General features: G+C 44.7%; 15 protein-coding genes and 1 pseudogene. 8 read left to right on the top strand and 8 right to left on the bottom strand.

Annotation, left to right across the window (positions count from 1 at the left end; translation table 11 throughout):
- Positions 1 to 272: 272 nt before the first annotated feature.
- Positions 273 to 2,051: a sodium:solute symporter family transporter gene (locus tag AB4185_RS14595; protein WP_372135601.1), complete on the top strand. Its 1,779-nt coding sequence runs from the start codon at positions 273 to 275 to the stop codon at positions 2,049 to 2,051.
- A 155-nt stretch (positions 2,052 to 2,206) separates the two neighbouring features.
- Here the strand turns inward: AB4185_RS14595 and AB4185_RS14590 are convergent, their stop codons facing one another.
- Both AB4185_RS14590 and AB4185_RS14585 read right to left on the bottom strand, forming a co-directional pair.
- Entirely contained in the window at positions 2,207 to 2,980 is a 774-nt protein-coding gene (locus tag AB4185_RS14590; RefSeq protein ID WP_017070486.1) for a PTS sugar transporter subunit IIA, read from the bottom strand.
- 7 nt (positions 2,981 to 2,987) lie between these two features.
- The gene (locus AB4185_RS14585; protein WP_136979973.1) at positions 2,988 to 3,290 is read right to left on the bottom strand and encodes a PTS fructose transporter subunit IIB; all 303 of its coding nucleotides are present in this window, start codon (positions 3,288 to 3,290) and stop codon (positions 2,988 to 2,990) included.
- A gap of 314 nt (positions 3,291 to 3,604) precedes the next feature.
- Here AB4185_RS14585 and AB4185_RS14580 point away from each other — a divergent pair, with 314 nt between their 5' ends.
- Positions 3,605 to 5,470: a fructose-specific PTS transporter subunit EIIC gene (locus AB4185_RS14580; RefSeq protein WP_372135600.1), complete on the top strand. Its 1,866-nt coding sequence runs from the start codon at positions 3,605 to 3,607 to the stop codon at positions 5,468 to 5,470.
- A gap of 120 nt (positions 5,471 to 5,590) precedes the next feature.
- Here AB4185_RS14580 and AB4185_RS14575 read toward each other — a convergent pair whose 3' ends face one another.
- Both AB4185_RS14575 and AB4185_RS14570 read right to left on the bottom strand, forming a co-directional pair.
- Complete coding sequence (locus AB4185_RS14575; protein WP_372135599.1) at positions 5,591 to 6,175, bottom strand: TetR/AcrR family transcriptional regulator; 585 nt, start codon at positions 6,173 to 6,175, stop codon at positions 5,591 to 5,593.
- Positions 6,176 to 6,314: 139 nt separating this feature from the next.
- Positions 6,315 to 6,488 (bottom strand): hypothetical protein, encoded by a 174-nt coding sequence (locus AB4185_RS14570; protein WP_017061661.1) that lies wholly within the window; start codon positions 6,486 to 6,488, stop codon positions 6,315 to 6,317.
- A gap of 495 nt (positions 6,489 to 6,983) precedes the next feature.
- On the opposite strand from AB4185_RS14570, the gene AB4185_RS14565 reads away from it, so the two are divergent.
- Positions 6,984 to 8,963 carry a methyl-accepting chemotaxis protein gene (locus tag AB4185_RS14565; protein ID WP_017069791.1) on the top strand — a complete coding sequence of 660 codons (1,980 nt, stop codon included), beginning with the start codon at positions 6,984 to 6,986 and terminating at the stop codon, positions 8,961 to 8,963.
- Positions 8,964 to 9,084: 121 nt separating this feature from the next.
- Here the strand turns inward: AB4185_RS14565 and AB4185_RS14560 are convergent, their stop codons facing one another.
- Complete coding sequence (locus tag AB4185_RS14560) at positions 9,085 to 10,248, bottom strand: amino acid permease (RefSeq protein WP_372135602.1); 1,164 nt, start codon at positions 10,246 to 10,248, stop codon at positions 9,085 to 9,087.
- Between the two features lie 490 nt (positions 10,249 to 10,738).
- On the opposite strand from AB4185_RS14560, the gene AB4185_RS14555 reads away from it, so the two are divergent.
- The 3 genes and pseudogenes from AB4185_RS14555 to AB4185_RS14545 all read left to right on the top strand — a co-directional run bounded on the left by AB4185_RS14555 (position 10,739) and on the right by AB4185_RS14545 (position 13,328).
- On the top strand, positions 10,739 to 11,974 hold the full coding sequence (locus AB4185_RS14555) for a MerR family transcriptional regulator (RefSeq protein ID WP_372100898.1): 1,236 nt from the start codon (positions 10,739 to 10,741) through the stop codon (positions 11,972 to 11,974).
- Positions 11,975 to 12,543, top strand: a pseudogene (locus AB4185_RS14550) (GNAT family N-acetyltransferase). It begins immediately after the preceding gene.
- 236 nt (positions 12,544 to 12,779) lie between these two features.
- Entirely contained in the window at positions 12,780 to 13,328 is a 549-nt protein-coding gene (locus tag AB4185_RS14545; protein WP_017061666.1) for a carboxymuconolactone decarboxylase family protein, read from the top strand.
- Between the two features lie 114 nt (positions 13,329 to 13,442).
- Here AB4185_RS14545 and AB4185_RS14540 read toward each other — a convergent pair whose 3' ends face one another.
- A complete protein-coding gene (locus tag AB4185_RS14540; protein ID WP_372135598.1) occupies positions 13,443 to 14,870 on the bottom strand; it encodes a PLP-dependent aminotransferase family protein in 1,428 nt (475 codons plus the stop codon).
- A gap of 124 nt (positions 14,871 to 14,994) precedes the next feature.
- Here AB4185_RS14540 and AB4185_RS14535 point away from each other — a divergent pair, with 124 nt between their 5' ends.
- A complete protein-coding gene (locus AB4185_RS14535; protein ID WP_004732961.1) occupies positions 14,995 to 15,894 on the top strand; it encodes a DMT family transporter in 900 nt (299 codons plus the stop codon).
- A gap of 106 nt (positions 15,895 to 16,000) precedes the next feature.
- Here the strand turns inward: AB4185_RS14535 and AB4185_RS14530 are convergent, their stop codons facing one another.
- Entirely contained in the window at positions 16,001 to 16,426 is a 426-nt protein-coding gene (locus tag AB4185_RS14530) for a DUF3010 family protein (protein ID WP_372135597.1), read from the bottom strand.
- Positions 16,427 to 16,685: 259 nt separating this feature from the next.
- Here AB4185_RS14530 and AB4185_RS14525 point away from each other — a divergent pair, with 259 nt between their 5' ends.
- Entirely contained in the window at positions 16,686 to 18,323 is a 1,638-nt protein-coding gene (locus AB4185_RS14525) for a methyl-accepting chemotaxis protein (RefSeq protein WP_372135596.1), read from the top strand.
- Positions 18,324 to 18,478: 155 nt separating this feature from the next.
- Here the strand turns inward: AB4185_RS14525 and AB4185_RS14520 are convergent, their stop codons facing one another.
- Positions 18,479 to 18,826 carry a DUF3316 domain-containing protein gene (locus AB4185_RS14520; protein ID WP_136974139.1) on the bottom strand — a complete coding sequence of 116 codons (348 nt, stop codon included), beginning with the start codon at positions 18,824 to 18,826 and terminating at the stop codon, positions 18,479 to 18,481.
- Positions 18,827 to 18,840 lie beyond the last annotated feature (14 nt).

Here is an 18,840-nt window from a genome sequence, read left to right as displayed (position 1 = left end):
CAATTAGGAAACAAAGCCATTGAAAACCACTTATCGAGACGATAAAATCTTGTTATTGTTGTCCAACTTACTGATTGAAATTATTTTAAGTTATTGATTTTAAACGTTTACTTTTCGTTAGATTGTTCTTTGTTTACTAACGTGTAATTAATGCCTCGAAATCAAATATTCAGGTTTATACGCCCTATCACAATCTTGACTTATAATACTACAAATTAAGAATTCTATAGATAATATGCTCTTCAGATATTCATCATAAAGAAGACTTATACATGGAACTCAATACTCTGATCGTAGGAATTTATTTCCTTTTCCTTATCGCAATAGGTTGGATGTTTAGAACGTTCACCAGTACAACCAGTGACTATTTCCGCGGGGGCGGCAACATGCTTTGGTGGATGGTTGGCGCGACTGCGTTTATGACTCAGTTCAGTGCTTGGACCTTCACTGGCGCAGCGGGTAAAGCGTATGCCGATGGTATGGCTGTCGCGGTTATCTTCCTAGCGAACGCATTTGGTTACCTGATGAACTACCTGTACTTCGCTCCGAAATTCCGTCAGCTGCGTGTAGTAACGCCAATTGATGCGATTCGTATGCGTTTTGGTAGCTTCAACGAGCAAGTGTTTACTTGGTCTGGCATGCCGAACAGTATTGTTTCTGCAGGTATATGGCTGAACGGTTTGGCGATTATCGCATCGGGCATATTTGGCTTCGATATGACAACCACCATCGTTCTAACCGGTCTTGTTGTACTAGTGATGTCGGTAACGGGCGGTTCATGGGCGGTTATCGCGTCTGACTTCATGCAGATGGTTATCATCATGGCAGTAACCGTGACATGTGCTGCTGTGGCTATCGTGCAAGGTGGCGGTGTTACTGAAATCATCAACGATTTCCCTGTAGCAGAAGGCGCATCATTTGTTTCTGGTAACAACCTGAACTACGTAAGCATCTTCGGTATCTGGGCATTCTTTATCTTTTTCAAACAGTTCAGTATCACCAACAACATGTTGAACTCTTACCGTTACCTAGCGGCAAAAGACTCCAAGAACGCGAAGAAAGCAGCGCTGTTGGCGTGTATTCTGATGACAATTGGTCCAATCATTTGGTTCATGCCACCTTGGTTTGTAGCAGGACAAGGCGTTGACCTTGCAGCACATTACCCAGATGCAGGTTCTAAAGCAGGCGACTTCGCTTACCTTTACTTCGTAGAGCAATACATGCCAGCGGGTATGGTGGGGCTTCTAATCGCAGCAATGTTCGCAGCAACCATGTCTTCTATGGACTCAGGCTTAAACCGTAACTCAGGTATCTTTGTAATCAACTTCTACCAACCGATTCTTCGTCCAAACGCGACAGAGAAAGAGTTGATGGTTGTGTCTAAGTTGATGTCTTCGGTTTTCGGTGTCGCTATCATCCTTATCGCACTGTTTATTAACTCACTGAAAGGCTTGAGCTTGTTCGACACCATGATGTACGTCGGTGCATTAATCGGTTTCCCAATGACGATTCCAGCATTCTGTGGCTTCTTCATTAAGAAGACTCCGGACTGGGCAGGTTGGGGCACGTTAGTGGTTGGCGCGATTGTGTCTTACATCGTAGGCTTCGTGATTACCGCTGAAATGCTACAAAATTGGTTCAACCTAGAGCCGCTAACAGGTCGTGAATGGTCTGATTTGAAAGTAGCGGTAGGCCTGATTGCTCACTTAACGTTTACAGGCGGCTTCTTTATTCTTTCGACTTTGTTCTATAAACCACTGGAAGCGTCTCGTCAGAAAGATGTTGATACCTTCTTCACTAACCTTGCGACGCCTTTGGTCTCTGAATCAACAGCACAGAAGAAACTGGACAACAAACAACGTCACATGCTGGGCTCACTGATCGCAGTGTCTGGTGTGGCAGTGATGGCGATGTTTGCTCTACCGAACCCATTCTGGGGAAGAATGATGTTCGTACTGTGTGGCGGTATCGTATTCGTAGTTGGTTTGCTGTTGGTGAAAGCTGTAGACGACTCGGTTGAGGATGCGAAACAAGCGAAAAAAACAGCTTAAGTTAGCTAACCAGTTAAACAAGTAATTAAACATAAAACGGCTGAGCTCTAATGCTCAGCCGTTTTTTATTGTATGAGAAAATGAGCTTATAACGATTGGATAGGTGTCACAACAGGGGATTAATGGATGCTTTGAGTTTGACCAGAAGAGATGAATTAGATAAGGCGTGACGAGATGTACATCAACAAGGCTTGTAGGTCGACACTGCTTCGGGTCTTTTGCAGACGTTCATTGACCTGATCGTGAAGGAGGTTTCGAGTTAGGTTGGTCGCCGCCACAATATGCTCTCGTTGTGGCTTGGTTGGTAAAACAAGAGCAATGGCTACATGCACTTCGCCAATACGTGATGCCCAGTCAATCGGGTCGTCACTGACAATAACGGCAATTGAGAGATCTTGAGTCGATTCAAACATCACATGCGGCAAGGCGATACCCGGTGACACACACGTAGACGAGCGTTCTTCTCGCTTAATGAATGCCAGAATTAGTTCATCTGGGTCTTCTGGATAAACAAGGTGAGCGAGCCCTTTTAAGCACTCAAATTTGGTCAGTTGGGTTTGCGCCTTAGCGTGGTGCCATTTGATGTCACAAGGCGGGCATATTTGTGGCATTCGCTGGATTAAATCTTTAGAGAATTCATGGTTCACTTGTGAGCCAACCATGTCGTAATGCTCAGCAATTACATCTTTGAGAACGAAACAGGCCAGCTCCGCATCAATCCCAACCGCGGTTATCTGACACAAATCACCACGAAGTAAACCTACTTGCAGCATCGCAACGGATTTGGAGAGATCAGCGGTTCGATTTTGAGTGATGTTGATAATGCGGATGTTGCTTTTGAACTTCTTCGCTAAGCGAGTCAGCGGCTGTGCGACATGTGAGTTCGCGGCAGGATCGTTAACGAAGAAGGTGATCTGGTATTCGTTCATCAAAAGCTTAAGTTCGACAATGCTTAATAAAAACTTTATCGACACTCAACAACACCTCTTCCATTGGAACAAATACGGTTTTAGCTGGGTCAAATCGGCTTAGTTGTCCGATGTCGATATCAGAGACGATCAACACCTTGTCTGCGAGGGTAATATCTTGGGCTGTCAGTAAGTTTTCAATACCCATAGCGCCTTGCGTCTCAACCTTGATTGAAACGTTGAACTTAGGGGCTGTTTTATTTAGAGCATCAGCTGCCATATAGGTGTGCGCAATGCCTGTAGGGCACGCAGTTACCGCTACAATTCTCATTATTATTCTCGGCTTAATCTCGTCCCTGTTACGTTACAAAAGCTACCTTTCAGAAGCTACCTTGCATGGAAAATCCAGTATAGAAAGCTCGCATGGCGGAGGGACGATATTGTTATGGGTTCTGTGGATTTTATGGATTGGCGTTTTTTATTCCAAGGTGAAAGTCACACTCTGAGTTCTTGGTTACAATAATCCAGTTAATGCACCTTTCGTCCTATATATTGAGTGCCTTCACACCGTTAATCTTTTCATCTTATTAACCTTATCACTTACGTAATTACTTCAGTCTGAAATCAGGCGAGGCAGAGCAGCATATGGATATCACCAACATTATCGAGCCCGAGATCATCTGCTTAGATTTACAAGCAGACTCAAAACAGGCGGTATTTGAAGAGCTTGTTGAACTGCTCGACCGTGCCGGTAAGCTCTCTAATAAACGTGAATTCCTTGACGACATCTGGAAGCGTGAAGCCATCGGTAATACTGGCTTTGACGATGGCATCGCCATTCCACACGCGAAAAGTGCTGCCGTAGCTAAACCTGCGGTGGCGGTAGGTATCAGCCGTTCTGGCATCGATTATGGCGCAGACGGCGGCGAGCTGTCGGATGTGTTCTTTATGCTCGCTTCACCAGACAACAACGACGACCACCATATCGAGGTACTGGCTCAGATTTCGACCAGGCTTATCGAAGATGGCTTTGTTACAAAATTAAAGGCGGTGGAGTCTGTCGAGGAAGCTCAAGAGCTGTTTCTTGAAGCCAATTCAGAATCGTTCGATAGCTACGCATCTAGCCATCATGAAGTGTATGTCGAACCGCTAAGCCCTTGGGCACAATCTCTTAATCGCCTCAAAGAACACTTATTATACGGCACCTCACACATGATTCCTTTCGTGGTTGCAGGTGGTGTGCTTTTGTCTTTGTCGGTGATGATGTCGGGTTATGGTGCAGTACCTGAAAGCGGTGTGTTAGCAGATATCGCACAGATGGGCATCGCGGGGTTAACCCTGTTTACAGCGGTGCTCGGTGGTTACATCGCGTATTCAATGGCCGACAAACCGGGTTTAGCGCCCGGTATGATTGGTTCTTGGGTTGCGGTGAATCAATACAATACCGGCTTTCTCGGTGCAATTGTGGTCGGTTTCTTCGCTGGTTTTGTGGTGAATCTACTTAAGAAGATCAAACTGCCAGACAGCATGATCTCGCTGAGCTCTATCTTCATCTATCCATTAGTCGGCACCTTCGTGACCTGTGGTGCGGTGATGTGGGTGATTGGCTCTCCGATAGCTCAAGTAATGCTTGAGATGAACCAAATGCTCACGGGCATGGCAGGCTCCGGAAAAATGGTATTGGGCAGTATTTTAGGTGCAATGACGGCCTTTGATATGGGCGGCCCGATCAATAAAGTAGCAACGCTGTTTGCCCAAACTCAGGTGAATACTCAACCATGGTTGATGGGCGGTGTCGGGATAGCGATTTGTACGCCACCGCTAGGTATGGCATTGGCGACTTTCTTATCGCCAAAGAAATTCAAAAGAGACGAACGTGAAGCAGGTAAAGCGGCGGGTATCATGGGTATGATTGGCATCAGTGAAGGCGCGATTCCTTTTGCTGCCGCCGATCCTGCGCGCGTTCTGCCTGCGGTTGTTGCTGGTGGCATTGTCGGTAACGTGGTTGGCTTTATGTTCCATGTAGTGAACCATGCACCATGGGGTGGATGGATAGTGTTGCCAGTGGTTGATGGCAAGATTGGCTATATCGTTGGCACACTAGCGGGGGCTCTAACGACAGCCCTGATCGTGATTCTTCTGAAGAAGAACGTGGTCGAAGGTGAAGTGAATTCTAATCAGTTGACCTGTGGTTCGGTAACGGAAGAAGGGCAAGCAGATGTATTGGCGATCACTTCTTGTCCATCTGGTGTTGCCCACACTTTCTTAGCGGCGAAGTCTTTAGAAAAGGCGGCGCATCATCTTGGGGTTCGGATTAAAGTCGAAACCCAAGGTGCCAACGGAATAGGTAATCGCATTACACAGAAAGACATTGAAAGGGCGAGGTTGGTGATCTTTGCTCACGATGTGGCGATTAAGGAAGTTGAGCGCTTTGCGAATGTGAAAATCTTAGATGTCAGCACTAAAGAAGCGATGCTCAATGCGCAGGCGTTGATCATGCGAAAGGTGTAACCCTTAAGCTTTAAAGTTAATCATCTATAAAGTTAACTAGACTCAAACTAAAAAGACTCCGTTCTAGCCTTTGGCTAATAGTGGAGTCTTTTTGTATGGCTTCTAAAACAAGTTGAGCTTTTAAAAAGGATGATACTTAAATACGTCTTCAACCATAGAGTTAAGCAAATCGATGTCGTCACAGGTTTTCGCGTAGGTACGCAAGCCTGCGATCTGAACTTGAACATGTCGAGCAAGCTGAACAGGTTCACGCTCTTTGCTTATTTCACCAAGCTCTTGTGCTTCGGTAATCAGCTTAGCGAACTCACCTTCCATGATCTTTAGTGATTTCTTCGCTTCTGCTAATAGCTCTGCGTGTTCATCAGTCAGCTCTGCGACCGTTTTAGCCAGCATACACATGCCATTTGGCGAACTTTGTTTTGATTCGACAACCGCACGTTTTACGAAGTTTTCCAACGCTTTGATAGGCGATTCGGTTTCACTGCGGAAGCGGTTCAGATTCAGGATGCCAAGTTCGGTATAGCGAGCAAGCGTCTCTTTAAACAAACCTTCTTTGCTGCCAAAAGTCGCGTAGATGCTGCCCGGACGCATATCAATCACGTCTTGCAGGTTGCGCATAGAAGTCGCATGAAAGCCCTTTTCCCAATACAGGTTCGTTGCTTTATCTACTACGTCTTGTCTATCGAACTTAGCGGTCTTAGCCATAACATCTACTTCATTAATCTGAACATATGTTCAATATTTTATGCTGAACGCCCGTTCTAGTAAAGGTGTGTTTAGCTGCTTTGCGCAGGCTTAGAACATCAAAGAGTTAATAAAACATCCAGATCATCAGGAAATAATCTTAATCATCAATAACTTCTACGGTCTTGTGCTGAGCGCCGTAGTAGGTGCCTTCATCGATGGTGTACATCAATGTTGCTTCGCACTCTGGACAATCGAATTCCTCATTGGGTTCAATAGCCGCTTCTTCTACCCATTCCCAACCGATATGTTCTTCGCAAGCGGGACAATCCATACAATATCTCTCAGTTGTTGTCGCATATTTATTGCGAATCTCTACTTTGATAATTCGGCATTATACATATTTAGTTAACGAGGAATAGACAGTTAATCAGCGCAGAATAGGGAGTTGATTAGTTGTGAATCAATCGCTGGTGAGCGTTGAATCTATAGTTAGTTCTGAATATATCGTTTTCTCTGAGCACATAATTGGTGCAGGCCTACCCCTTTTGGGTAGTTAAAGTGTGTCAGATTTCAGTCGCTTACGTCAATAAAATGTTGTCGCATGTGTTTTGGGTATCGTTAGGTCGCTTAGCTAACAGTTTTATCGGTAAATCAATGAATTTTGTAAGGTTAAATGTTACCTTCATCGCATCGCGATCTGTGTAGCACGGTAATTGATGCACATTGATCAAGTTGAATAATTATACAGTCACAATTGAGGCGCATCTTATTAAGGGTGTGCGAGTTAGATGACTGAAAAGATTTGTTAGCTGCTAGGGAAATGATAATGAAATTAACCGATATGTCTTTTAAGCAAAAAATCATCGCTTTGCTTATTTTACCGATCTTGGGATTTCTATGGCTTAGCGTTTCTGCGATTTCAAAAGGCGTAGAAACCACCAGTGAATTGTCTTCATTAAACCAACTTACCCGTTTGTCGGTTGTGTACAGTGAACTTGTGCATGAGTTACAAAAAGAGCGTGGAATGACGGCTGGGTTTATCGGCTCACAGGGCACTAAGTTTGTCAGTGAACTACGTGCACAAAGAGCCAGTGCAGATAATAGACGTAATCTGAAAACCGAATACTGGCAATCTGCTGAAATCGATTTACCGCAGATCACTCGGCTGAACACTGAAATAAGCCAAAGCCTAAATCAAATTACTTCTATTCGTAATCGGGTCGATTCTCAATCGATTCCGCTGTCTGAGGCTTTGGGTTATTACACCCAACTTAATGCAAAGCTGCTGAGCGTATCGGCGTTAATTGCTGAGCTTAGCTCTGATGCTGCCATCACCACTGAAACCATCGCTTACTACAACTTTTTACAAGGTAAAGAGCGAGCGGGTATCGAGCGTGCTGTCCTAAATAATACCTTCTCTAAAAATGAATTTGGCCCAGGCATGTTGGTTAAATTCATCTCTTTGGTGACTGAGCAAAATACCTATTTCTCAAACTTTGAGGTATTGAGTAACCCAGCTAACGTTCGTTTCTTTGAACAGCAATTGAATGATCGTTCGGTGGCAGAAGTAGAAAAGCTTCGTGGTTTGGCTGAATCTAAGATGAGCGGTTTTGATGTTGATCCTGTGTACTGGTTCTCGCAATCTACCGCTCGTATTGTTCAGCTAAAGAAAACAGAAAACCGCCTAGCAGAGTCGCTTATCGCACTGACAGAGAAAAAAATGTCAGAGGCGCAGTCTGCGATGATGATGAGTATTGGTCTGTTTGCTTTGATAACCTTGTTCGCGACCTTCGTGAGCTATAAGGCGATCAGCGACCTGACGATGAGAGTAAAAGATCTTACAGTGATGTTGTCTAAGGTTCGTAATGACAACGACTTAACAGTTCGCGCTAAGTTCGTTGGCAACAGCGAGCTTGGACAGATCTCTTCGGCACTCAACGAAACGCTAGAGAAGTTTTCAAACGTTATCGACAACCTGTCTCAGTCGAGTCTGACCTTAGCTTCAGCCGCTGAAGAAACCTCACAAACCTGTCACTACAATTCGAACACGCTAGTGCAACAACAAGACCAAATTGGCTTGGTTGCGACGGCGACAGAAGAGTTATCAGCAACGGTAAATGAGGTGGCGGCTAAAACTCAGCAGACAGCAAGTTCCGCTAAACTGGTCGATGAGCAGTCTCAAGAAGGTTTGAGTACGGTTCAAAACTCTTACCACTCTATCGAAAAACTGGCATCTGAAATTAATGATCTAGCGGAAAAGATCACGCACTTACACGAGAGCAGTAATAACATCAACAGTGTGATTGATGTGATTAAGTCCGTCGCTGAACAGACTAACTTGTTAGCATTGAACGCGGCAATTGAAGCGGCAAGAGCGGGTGAGCAAGGTCGTGGATTTGCGGTAGTGGCTGATGAAGTTCGCACGTTAGCACAGCGTACTCAGCAGTCGACAGCTGAAATTGAAGGTTTCATCAGCTCGTTACAGTCTGATGTGCAAACCGCGTTTAATGTGATTGATAACAGTCAGAAGATGTCGTCTAAAGCGGTTGAGGATTCAAAAGAGGTGGAACACACCTTACAAGGTATCTCAGCATCGGTGAGCGAGATCTTTAGCATGACTGAGCAGATCGCAACCGCTACCGAAGAGCAAGCGGTAGTGACTCAAGATATTGCTCAAAACGTCATGGCAGTAGAGCAGAAGTCGACAGAATCTACGACAGGTGCAACGCAAATAGCTGCAACAGCCAAAGAACAAGCTCAGTTAGCAGCTTCATTGAAAGATATTGCGAGTACGTTTAAGAGCTAACTAGCAAGCACTCCAATAAGAAGTAAAATGCCCGTTAGTCTCTACTTTTAATAGCAGGACTAACGGGCTATTTGTATCTGCTGTCTTCTAAATGGCAACAGATAGTCCATTCAATGGGGATCTACCCCATAAACCAAGACACGAAAATCAACGCACCAAAACCAAATGTCGCCATTAATGCCGTGTCGCCACCGGCTGCTGTGTAGCTGCCTTCGGTTTGTAGGTGAGGGAAGTCAGGTCTGCGAACCTTAACTACCATTGCGAGTGGGCCCCAGATAGCTAGGAACACCAGGACCATGCCTGCATAGTCCAGCATGCTTACAAACTGGCTAGCGAACAGCTCAGCTAATACCAAAGGTAAGATGAAGGTTAGCGTATAAGCCAACGCTTTGTTGTTGGTCACCGCATCTTTGTTTTGGTCGTAAAGCGCCATCGACACGCCGAGGAAAGAAGTCACCAAGGCCAGAGCAGAGAACAGAGCGATCACCACTTTCAACCAAGCAGATTGGCCGCTGAACGCAGAGATCAACTCAGAGATATTGTGGAACTGGCTTATCGCGTCTGTGCCAAGGTTGCCGATAATCGCGAATAACCAAGTTAGGTAGCAAATTAATGGAATCACTGAGCCTAGCAGAATCATATTGCGGATCTGCTTTTGAGTTGCTTCACGGTTGTAGATAACCAGTGACGGGATCACCACCATAGAGGCAAAGCTAGTAAAGATAACTGCGCTGTATTGCACCACGTCGTTGGCCGTGTATTGGCTGGTTTGAGTTAGGTAATCAAGGCGAATGTTGCTAAATAATGACGCGATAACGATAAACAGCATCACGACCATCAAGATGAATAGCCCGCGATTCAGTTTGTCGATATAAGACTTGCCCGAGACGACGATAGCACCCATCAATAGGCTGAAAATGGTATACGCAACGGATGCTGATACATCGACACCAACGTCGAGCAGTAGCTTATGAATGATGTCACCGACACCCAAGATATAAGCGATCAACATGCATACTAGCAACAGGTAAAAGAGTGCATTGATAAAGTGTTTACCTTTGCTGCCCAGAGTGAGGTAAGCAACACTGCTCATGCCACTGTTGTCTTTAGTTTTAGTGCATGCTTCTGCCAGGAGGAGTGCAGAGTATGTGGTGCCGATAAAGATAAGTAGCATCAGCACTGAGCTGATCATGAAGCCAAATTGGGCCAACACCATGGGAATAGCGAGCATGCCAGCCCCTAATGCAGTTCCTGACAGAATCAAAGAACTGCCGAATAATTTCATATTCAAGAAAAACAACCTCAAGCGATCCAATTAAATTTTGTTTGGATTGTAAATAATTGTTTCCAAGACTAACAAAATACTCAGTAAAGTTAGGGGTTAATTTCTAATAAATTTTGAATTTTTCTAAAAAATTTAAGCAGGAATTTCTGGTGTATATGTGTGGTTGATTTAAGTATTCACTCGGTGAGTTTATTTATCGTTTAGTTAACGTTCGTCCATTGTTGAATAATTTAGAAGTTAGCAAAATTCGGTTAGAAAGAAGTATGTTTATGAGCCAATTGTTTTCAATTCATCAAGTTTAATCCTCTCCTTTTCCTGAATCCCGTGCAGGCAATGTCGATGACTAACCGTTCTATGGTTAAAACCACACTCAGTTCGTTTTATCAGTTTGAAGGTAAATAGGTAAAGAACGAGAAAAGTGTCTAAAATTCTGTTGACCTGACTACAGCTTCATAGTTTATCTTTGCTACCGAAATGAGAGGGGAAGTGCATGTATCGTATCTCTGAACTGGCCGATTTGGTTGGGCTGAGCCGCTCCACATTGTTGTATTACGGCAAGCTAGGTTTGATTGAGGCTCAACGCCAGAGCAATGGTTATCGTCTTTATTCTGAAAAGGATCTACAACGTGTTCGCTTGTTACAGCAATTGCAAGCGGGTGGGCTGACGCTCAAAGAGTGCCAAGCTTGTTTAGATGCAAAGATAGATCGCGGTTTACTGGAAAATCGCCTCAAGCAGTTGGACGAAGAGCTCGTTCAAAAGCAACGATCACGCGACCTACTAGCAGCAATGCTAGGTGAAGGTGGTCTAGACGAGTGGCATGAGTCGATGGACAAGGTGGCGCCTGATGCGCATCTCGATTGGCTCATTAAGCAAGGCTTTGATGAGAAGCAAGCACTGCGACTGAAATGGCTTTCAAAAGACATGAACGATCATGACCAGTACATGGCGGATTTTGAGGTGATCTTTGAGGGTTTACAGCGTTTAGGGCCAGGAACGGTTGAAGATACCTTAGCAGCATTGGCACAGGTTCCGGTTACACCTAAGCGCGTACTTGAGATTGGTTGTGGCAAAGGCATCGCGACCAAGGTGTTAGCGAAAGCCTTAGTTGAACATCAAACGGACGTGCAAATAACAGCGTTAGATAATGATCAACCGAGTTTAGATGTTCTGACTCAGCAAGCACAGGTTCTTGGCTTAGAAAGCAACGTCAAAACCGTATGCGCGAGCATGATGGATCTGCCGTTTGAAGCTAAGTCGTTTGACCTAATTTGGTCGGAAGGCAGCGCTTACATCATGGGTGTTGAAAAGGCGCTAAAGCAGTGGCGAAATTTACTCAGTGATGACGGCATATTGGTCGTTAATGATTTGGTGTGGAATACCGAACAACCTAACGAATCGAGCAAAGCGTTCTGGCAGAAAGAGTACCCGGACATGACGACGGTTTCCGAGCGTATTAAACAGGCAAAAGCAGCGGGTTATGAAGTTTTGGATCACTTTGCAATGAGTGACGCTGGTTGGCTTGCGTATTACCAGCCCTTTCAAAAGCGAATAGAAGCGCTTAAAGCAACGATGCCGAACTCAAAAGCGCTCGTCGATTGCGACAATGAAGTTAAACAATTTTTCGATAGCAGCACATCAAAGAACGGTTTGGGTCAAGAGCCTTCGAAAGGTTCTGAACAACGTGATTTTGATTATCAGTTCTTTGTGCTCAAGAAATTAAAGTAAATGAGTAACACCATGAGTTTAGGCAATATAATTCAAATGAAATCGAAACGATCACTCAAGTTTTCACTCAAACCTTTACGGATTCAGAAGGTGAGAACGAAGGTAAAACTTTGGGTGAGCTTGCCAACGATCTTTTAACGACCACAGCTCCGACAGAGCTATTTTGCTTTGTTGTTGAAGATGATTCTAGTGAGTCGGATGCGGATAGTACGATTGTAGGCTCGATTATCTTTACGTCGCTTTCATTTGACGATGAAACCAAGGCATATTTGCTTTCGCCAGTCGCGGTGAGCACTCAGGTGCAAAAGCGTGGTATTGGTCAGCGCCTGATTAACTCCGGTTTGCAGCTCCTAAAAGAGCAGGGTATTGAGCTTGCAGTGACGTACGGTGATCCTAACTACTATTCAAAAGTGGGCTTTGAGCAAATTACCGTTGAGCAAGTCCCTGCGCCCTTTGAATTGAGTTTCTCTCACGGTTGGTTGGCTCAATCGTTGACTGGTGGTGAAATTAAAGTAACAAGTGGCAAGTCGAGCTGTGTTAAAGGCTTGGCCCACGCAGAATATTGGTAGTTGCTTGCAAAAAAATTGAGAAAAAGAGAAAGCCCATCAGGTGTTGCCTGTTGGGCTTTCTTGTTATGAACGAAGACATTCTTCTGGCTTCAATGTATAAATTGAACAACTGTTCAAAATAACACTTGAACGATCGTTCTTGTTTGATCTATATTGTTTTTACACCAACGGAGAACATTCATTAATTGCTCCGTGATTGAATAACTTTAGAACCGAAAATTGATAGGGATAGAGCAATGAGCAACTTCAAAATTCACTCAGTAGAATCCGCGCCAGAGCAAAGCCAACCTATTCTTGAGGGCGCTAAAAAGCAGATGGGCAGAGTGCCGGGCTTGTTTGGTGTGTTGGCTGAATCTCCAAACACACTTAAGGCTTACACTCAGCTTCATCAGGCGTTTAGTGACTCATCTTTCGATGCTGAAGAGCTAACGGTTGTTTGGCAAACCATCAACGTTGAACACGAATGCCACTACTGCGTTCCTGCACACACTGGCATTGCACATTCAATGAAGGTTGATCCTGCAATCACCGAAGCACTGCGTAATCGCACAGCTTTACCCACTGAAAAGCTGCAAGCCCTGCATGATTTTACGCTGAGCATGGTACGTAACCGCGGCAATGTGCCTGAAAGTGAAATGGCAGCATTTTTCGAAGCGGGCTACGGTCAGCAACAAGTGCTAGAAGTGATTCTTGGCCTGTCTCAGAAAGTGATCAGTAATTACGTAAACCACGTTGCTAAAACGCCAGTCGACAAAGTTTTTGAACAGTTCGCTTGGCAAGGGTAATCGTATTTAACTAACCATCGTATTTAAGCAACTCAAGATATGATAATGATGAAAGCCCCACTCAGTTGAATGGGGCTTTGTTGTTTTGGTCTAAATGGTAATTAGAAAGGTAACCTAACGCACGTGCTTAGCGATTATCTTCGCTAGTGTCACAGCCCCTTCTTTCCACTCTTTGCTCTCTTCAATGTTGGCGACAGTGAAGCGCAAGCAGTGTTTATATTGGTCATTCGTCCCAAACACAGTACCGGGTAAAATTCCCAATTTATGCTTTAAACAATCTTGGTAGACGGCATAACTATCGACCGACTCTGGCAACGTTATCCAGTTTAAAAAAGAGCCTTCTGGCTTCGATAAATGATAACGCCCTTCAAGATGAGGATAGCTGTCCAATGCTTGTATTAACAAGCTTTGAAACTGCTTTTGATTGGTTTGGTAGAGTCGTTTCATTTTGGATAAGTGACTGCGGTATTTGCCTGTGGTGAGGAATTGACCCACCGCGGATTGCATCAGGTTTGAACTGCCCATGTTGTCGCATAAAAGGTACTTTTCGACCAAAGGTTGGTAGCGCCCCGACAGTAACCAACCGATTCGTAAACGTGAGTCTAAGGTTTTAGACAAGGAGTTGACGTAGATGACTCTATCTTGATCATCAAGCTCTTTGAGACTAGCGATTGGTGTATCGAATGCCAAGCTACCGAACACATCGTCTTCGATAATTGGCAAAGATCCCGTGATCTCCAGTAATGCTTTTCGATTCGCCAATGGCATTCTTGAGCCCGTTGGATTAGTAAAGTTTGGTGTTAGCAGCAGCGTCTTCACTTTCCATTTGTCCAACCCACTCTGTAGTGATGGGATATCAATGCCATGGCTAACACTGCTTGGTATTTCAAGGGCTTGCAAGCCAAGTGATTCAAGTAAAAGTAGATTACCGAAGTAACAGGGCGACTCGACCGCCACGATGTCACCGGGCTTGGTGAGCGCACGTAATGCCAAACTGATCGCCTGTTGAGCTCCATGAGTAATCGCAATCTCTTTCGATCCCGCAGGTACGCCTAGATCATGGGTGATCTTTAACAATTGCTTTACTAATTGCTCATCGCCGGGAGGTAATTGGTAATAACCGGGCAATTGAGTTTGTAATCGACTGTGGCGGCCAATCTCGGCATACAAGCTACGAATCGCAGGGTTGTTTATGTTCGGGTGCGCGGAGCCTGCCAACAGTTTTAGACGACCTTTTGGACGAGACAGTACCGATTTGGTAACAGACAACAGATCGACTTTTTGAGGTTGGCTTGATGCATCCCAGCTGGTGGTGTTTGGTGTTTTCACGCGATAGCCAGATTTAGGTACCGAGTAAACCCAGCCTGTCGCTTCCAGTTCTTGGTAGGCACGAATTACGGTATTCTTGCTTACGCCAAGCTGTTCGCTTAACTGGCGGATCGAAGGAAGACGATCATCTGGGTGAAAGAGCCCTTTATCAATTTGAGCCTTAATATGTTGTTCGGTAGCAAGATATTTATTACCGCTGAGTTCTGCTTCCACGTTTTTCTCCCTCGTTGCTCACTTTTAATCTGTAACCATTTAAAGTGTTATATCTGTGTCTTTATTAGTTATCTGTACCCAACTAAGGTAACAGCATTGATGAAGAGTTGACCAGAGGTTTGTAATGCTGATTAAAATGATTCCGTTTGTGTTTGTAATATTGTGGTCGTCAGGCTTTGTTGGCGCACGTCTTGGTGTTGAATATGCCGAACCCGCAACGTTACTCTCACTGAGGATGGTGGCCAACGTAGCGCTGTTCTTGGTTTTGATTGCAATCCTTAAGCGTCGTATCCCTCGTGGTCGCGCATTCTTCCACGCTTGTGTGGTCGGCATCTTGATTCATGGTTTCTACCTTGGTGGCACCTATCTGGCGATTGATATGGGTATGCCTGCCGGGTTGAGTTCTTTACTGGTTGGTTTACAACCGATTCTTACCGCATTGATTATGATCAGCTGTACTTCACAGCGTTTTAATTTTGCACAGTGGTTGGGATTAGCGCTCGGTTTTGCGGGCATTAGCTTGGTGTTGATGGGCAATATTGAATGGCAGTCAGACGACCAAAAAGGCCTGGCAACGTTATTGTGTTTGGTTTCTTTGGTGGGTATTACCTGCGGCACTCTGTATCAGAAGCGTTTCTGTCAGGGGACAGATATGGTCGGCGGCGCGATGGTGCAATACTTGGCTTCTGCTGCGTTGTTTCTACCGTTCGCAATGCGTTACGAAACTATGCAAGTGAACTGGACTGTAGAATTCACGCTAACGCTGATTTGGCTGGTGGTTGTTCTGTCTTGTGTTGCCATCCTTTTGCTGCTTTACATGGTAGAGCACGGTGCATCTTCAAGTGTGGCGTCGGTGTTTTACTTGGTGCCACCGACGACAGCAATTCAAGCCTGGCTTATCTTTGGTGAGTCGTTCGATATCTACGGCGCAATGGGCTTCGCCTTATCTGCCGCTGCGGTTTATCTGGTGGTGAAAAAGCCGGAATGGATTAAGGCTCGCAGGCGAACAGCGTTAGAGCGGTAAGCGTATTTCATCAAAACTAACTGGGTTTAAAGCCGAGTGATAGAAACAAAAAAGAGCCTGAATATTCAGGCTCTTTCTGTATCAAATATTGGCTAGCGACTATTGATTAGCGCTGCATTAAACAAGCGTAAGCCGTTGTAAACGGTGCTTCTTGGTATTGCTTAAGGCCAGTTTCTTTGAACTTCATCATAAGAGGGTTGCGCTTAAGGCTCTCCTTGATGTCAGCAGGTGATACAACGGTTACGTCTAGGCCGTCGATCAGTTGAATTGCTGCTTCTAGTTTGAAACCAAAGCCACCGCCAGCAAATTTGCCTTTAGTTTGGCGTTGACGAATCACAACTTTTTCTACTTGGTAATCTTCCATTAACTTTGCAAAAGAGAATTGAAAGTCTTTCATATTCTGTGTGTCGTTTGCGTCGCTAATCGCAACCTTAGAAACTCGGCAATCAGGAATGTTAAATACGCCGTCTGACAGAGAAAGAAGACAGATGACTGCATCGTTACCTTTGATTTCAACACCACAAATTTTCATGTTCTTACCTACTTATTTTAGAGCCCTACATTATGGTGTTATTTCTAACACTTCTCCAGTATTTGCGCGTATCAGCAGCAAATAAGTCTAAATCAGAGAGTATTTTAGTCGCCGAAAGTTAACCTTTGATTGAAAAAACATCACACGAATTTACGGTATCGTTTTTTATGAGATGAAGCTCACAAAAGCTTAGCGGGATTTTATATGTGTGCTGTATATTGCGCGCGCATCCCTATTTGAAGTGTGGTTATTAATCCCAATGAATATCAATAATCTTTCGATTAAGAGTAAAATCGCGATCCCGCTGTTGGTGATTGTGATTGTTTTTTCTACCGTTACTGTGCTTAATATCATTAGATCTAATGCTCAGGCTGCGATTAATAACGAGCTCAATAATGTGGTTCAGCCAGTGCTAGATAACCTAGAAGATGGCTACCGAGATATCTACCAAATTATCGCTTCGGCACAAGGTCTGTTGCTTGCGAAAGACCAAGCGGCGGTCGAGTACCAAAAGTTTGAATTTAAAGACAACGCTTACAAAGCGGTTCCTCGTTTTCAAAGTGTCGAAACCTTGTATCAAGCGGGCGTGTTGGACCCATCTTCACGTGGCGAGTTAGCAAAGCTTGTTAACGCGATGAGCAAGTGGGTGGCACTGCACGAGCCAATGTTCGCTGATCCAGCAAACGCAGACCAATACAATATTGATTACTCGCCAGCGCTTGACGCAGAGTTTGCGATCATTCGTACTCAACTGCGCGATATCCGAACTCTGATCGAATTGAAACAGAAAGAGCTTCGCCAGCAAGCCGATGACTCTATTGAATCGAGTAAGTTGATCATTGAAGTGGGTATGGCCGTTGCTGTTTTCGCTGCACTTTTCGCTATGTGGTTATCCAATCGGTTTATCGTTCAGCCAATCCAGAACGTAGAGAAAGCGATGAATGAGATCGCATCGGGTGACGGTAACTTGTCTCAACGTATGAAGGTCGAAGGTAATGATGAGATCGCTCGTTTAAGTTCTGCTTTCAACCAGTTTGTTGGCAAGATCCATGTCACCGTCGAACAAGTTATTTTTACATCGAATGCGGTACGCGCTGAGATGGAAAACATTAAATCGTTAACGCAAAGTGTTGCTGAATTTTCATCGAACCAACAGCGTGAAAGTGAAGTAGTCGCGGCGGCGGTTCATGAGATGCAAGCAACCAGTGAAGTGGTGAGTGGTAATGCATTAGATGCGGCAACCGCCAGTAATGTTGCCAATCATGAAGTGGAATCGGCAGACACCACGCTTGGCTTGACCGTGACTTCGATTGAACGCCTTGCGCAAGATATCGAGAACGCGGGCGGTGTTGTTCAAGAGCTGGACACAGACGTGAAGAACATTGCCTCAATCCTTGGTGTGATCAAAGGCATTGCAGAGCAAACCAACCTACTTGCTTTGAATGCGGCTATTGAAGCGGCACGAGCGGGTGAACAAGGCCGTGGCTTTGCGGTTGTGGCTGATGAAGTTCGAGCGCTTGCGAGTAAAACTCAAGACAGCACTGGCGAAATCCAATCAATGATTGAACGCTTAGAAGTGGGTGCTAAACACGCGGTTGGTGTGATGACTGAAAGCAAAGTGAGTGGCGAGAAAACCATTGTTCAAGCAGGAACTGCAGCATCTTCATTGAGTGAGATTCGTAACTCAATTGGCAAGATGAATGACATGAACACACAAATTGCTACGGCGGCTTCGCAACAGTCTCAAGTGTCTGAAGAAGTGAATAAGAATGTTCAACGCATCGCTGAAAGCACCATGCAAATGGTTGAGATGGCAAGCAGCGCAGAAAATGCATGTATCGCATTGGCTGAACAGTGTGAAGCGCTAGATAGCCTTGTGTCTCAGTTTGAAGTGTAATTTTCAAAATTAGACAGACGAATATGAGCTGATAATGGTTGCTCGTATTGAGTCCCATTAATCAGCGGTGAACGACAAAAAAGCCCGTACTCTATGAGTGCGGACTTTCTTTTTGACTAGGTGATCAGTTTTTAGACCTGATCAATCACTCAGTGTTAGCTGCTAAGACCGTCTTTGTATGTGTAACGGTAGTCCACTTTTACGTTCGCTTTGTAGTGGATGTCGCCGTTCATGTTAGTGATCTTTTTCACTTCCATATTTGCATCATCAATCTTGAACGAATCGTATTTGGTTGTCTGTTGGAACTGTGGCAGTTCTCTTGAAAGCTCAAAAGGTGTTTTTGCGCGTAACTCATCCATAAGGTTGGTGCCTGCATCGTATGCTTCGACTTCACTAGCATATGTGTCAGATTTTAGCGTTGTTTCTTGAATTGTTGTTTTAGTTGCTGCAAACGCAGTGGTGCTGAGTACAAGAGTTGATGCAAGTATGATTAACTTCTTCAAAGGGATACCTTACT

Source organism: Vibrio sp. 10N.286.48.F5 (assembly GCF_041469785.1).
GTDB classification, from domain to species: Bacteria; Pseudomonadota; Gammaproteobacteria; order Enterobacterales; family Vibrionaceae; genus Vibrio; species Vibrio crassostreae_C.
The sequence above is the reverse complement of the archived record's forward strand: the minus strand, read 5'-3'. Positions and strand labels throughout refer to the sequence as shown.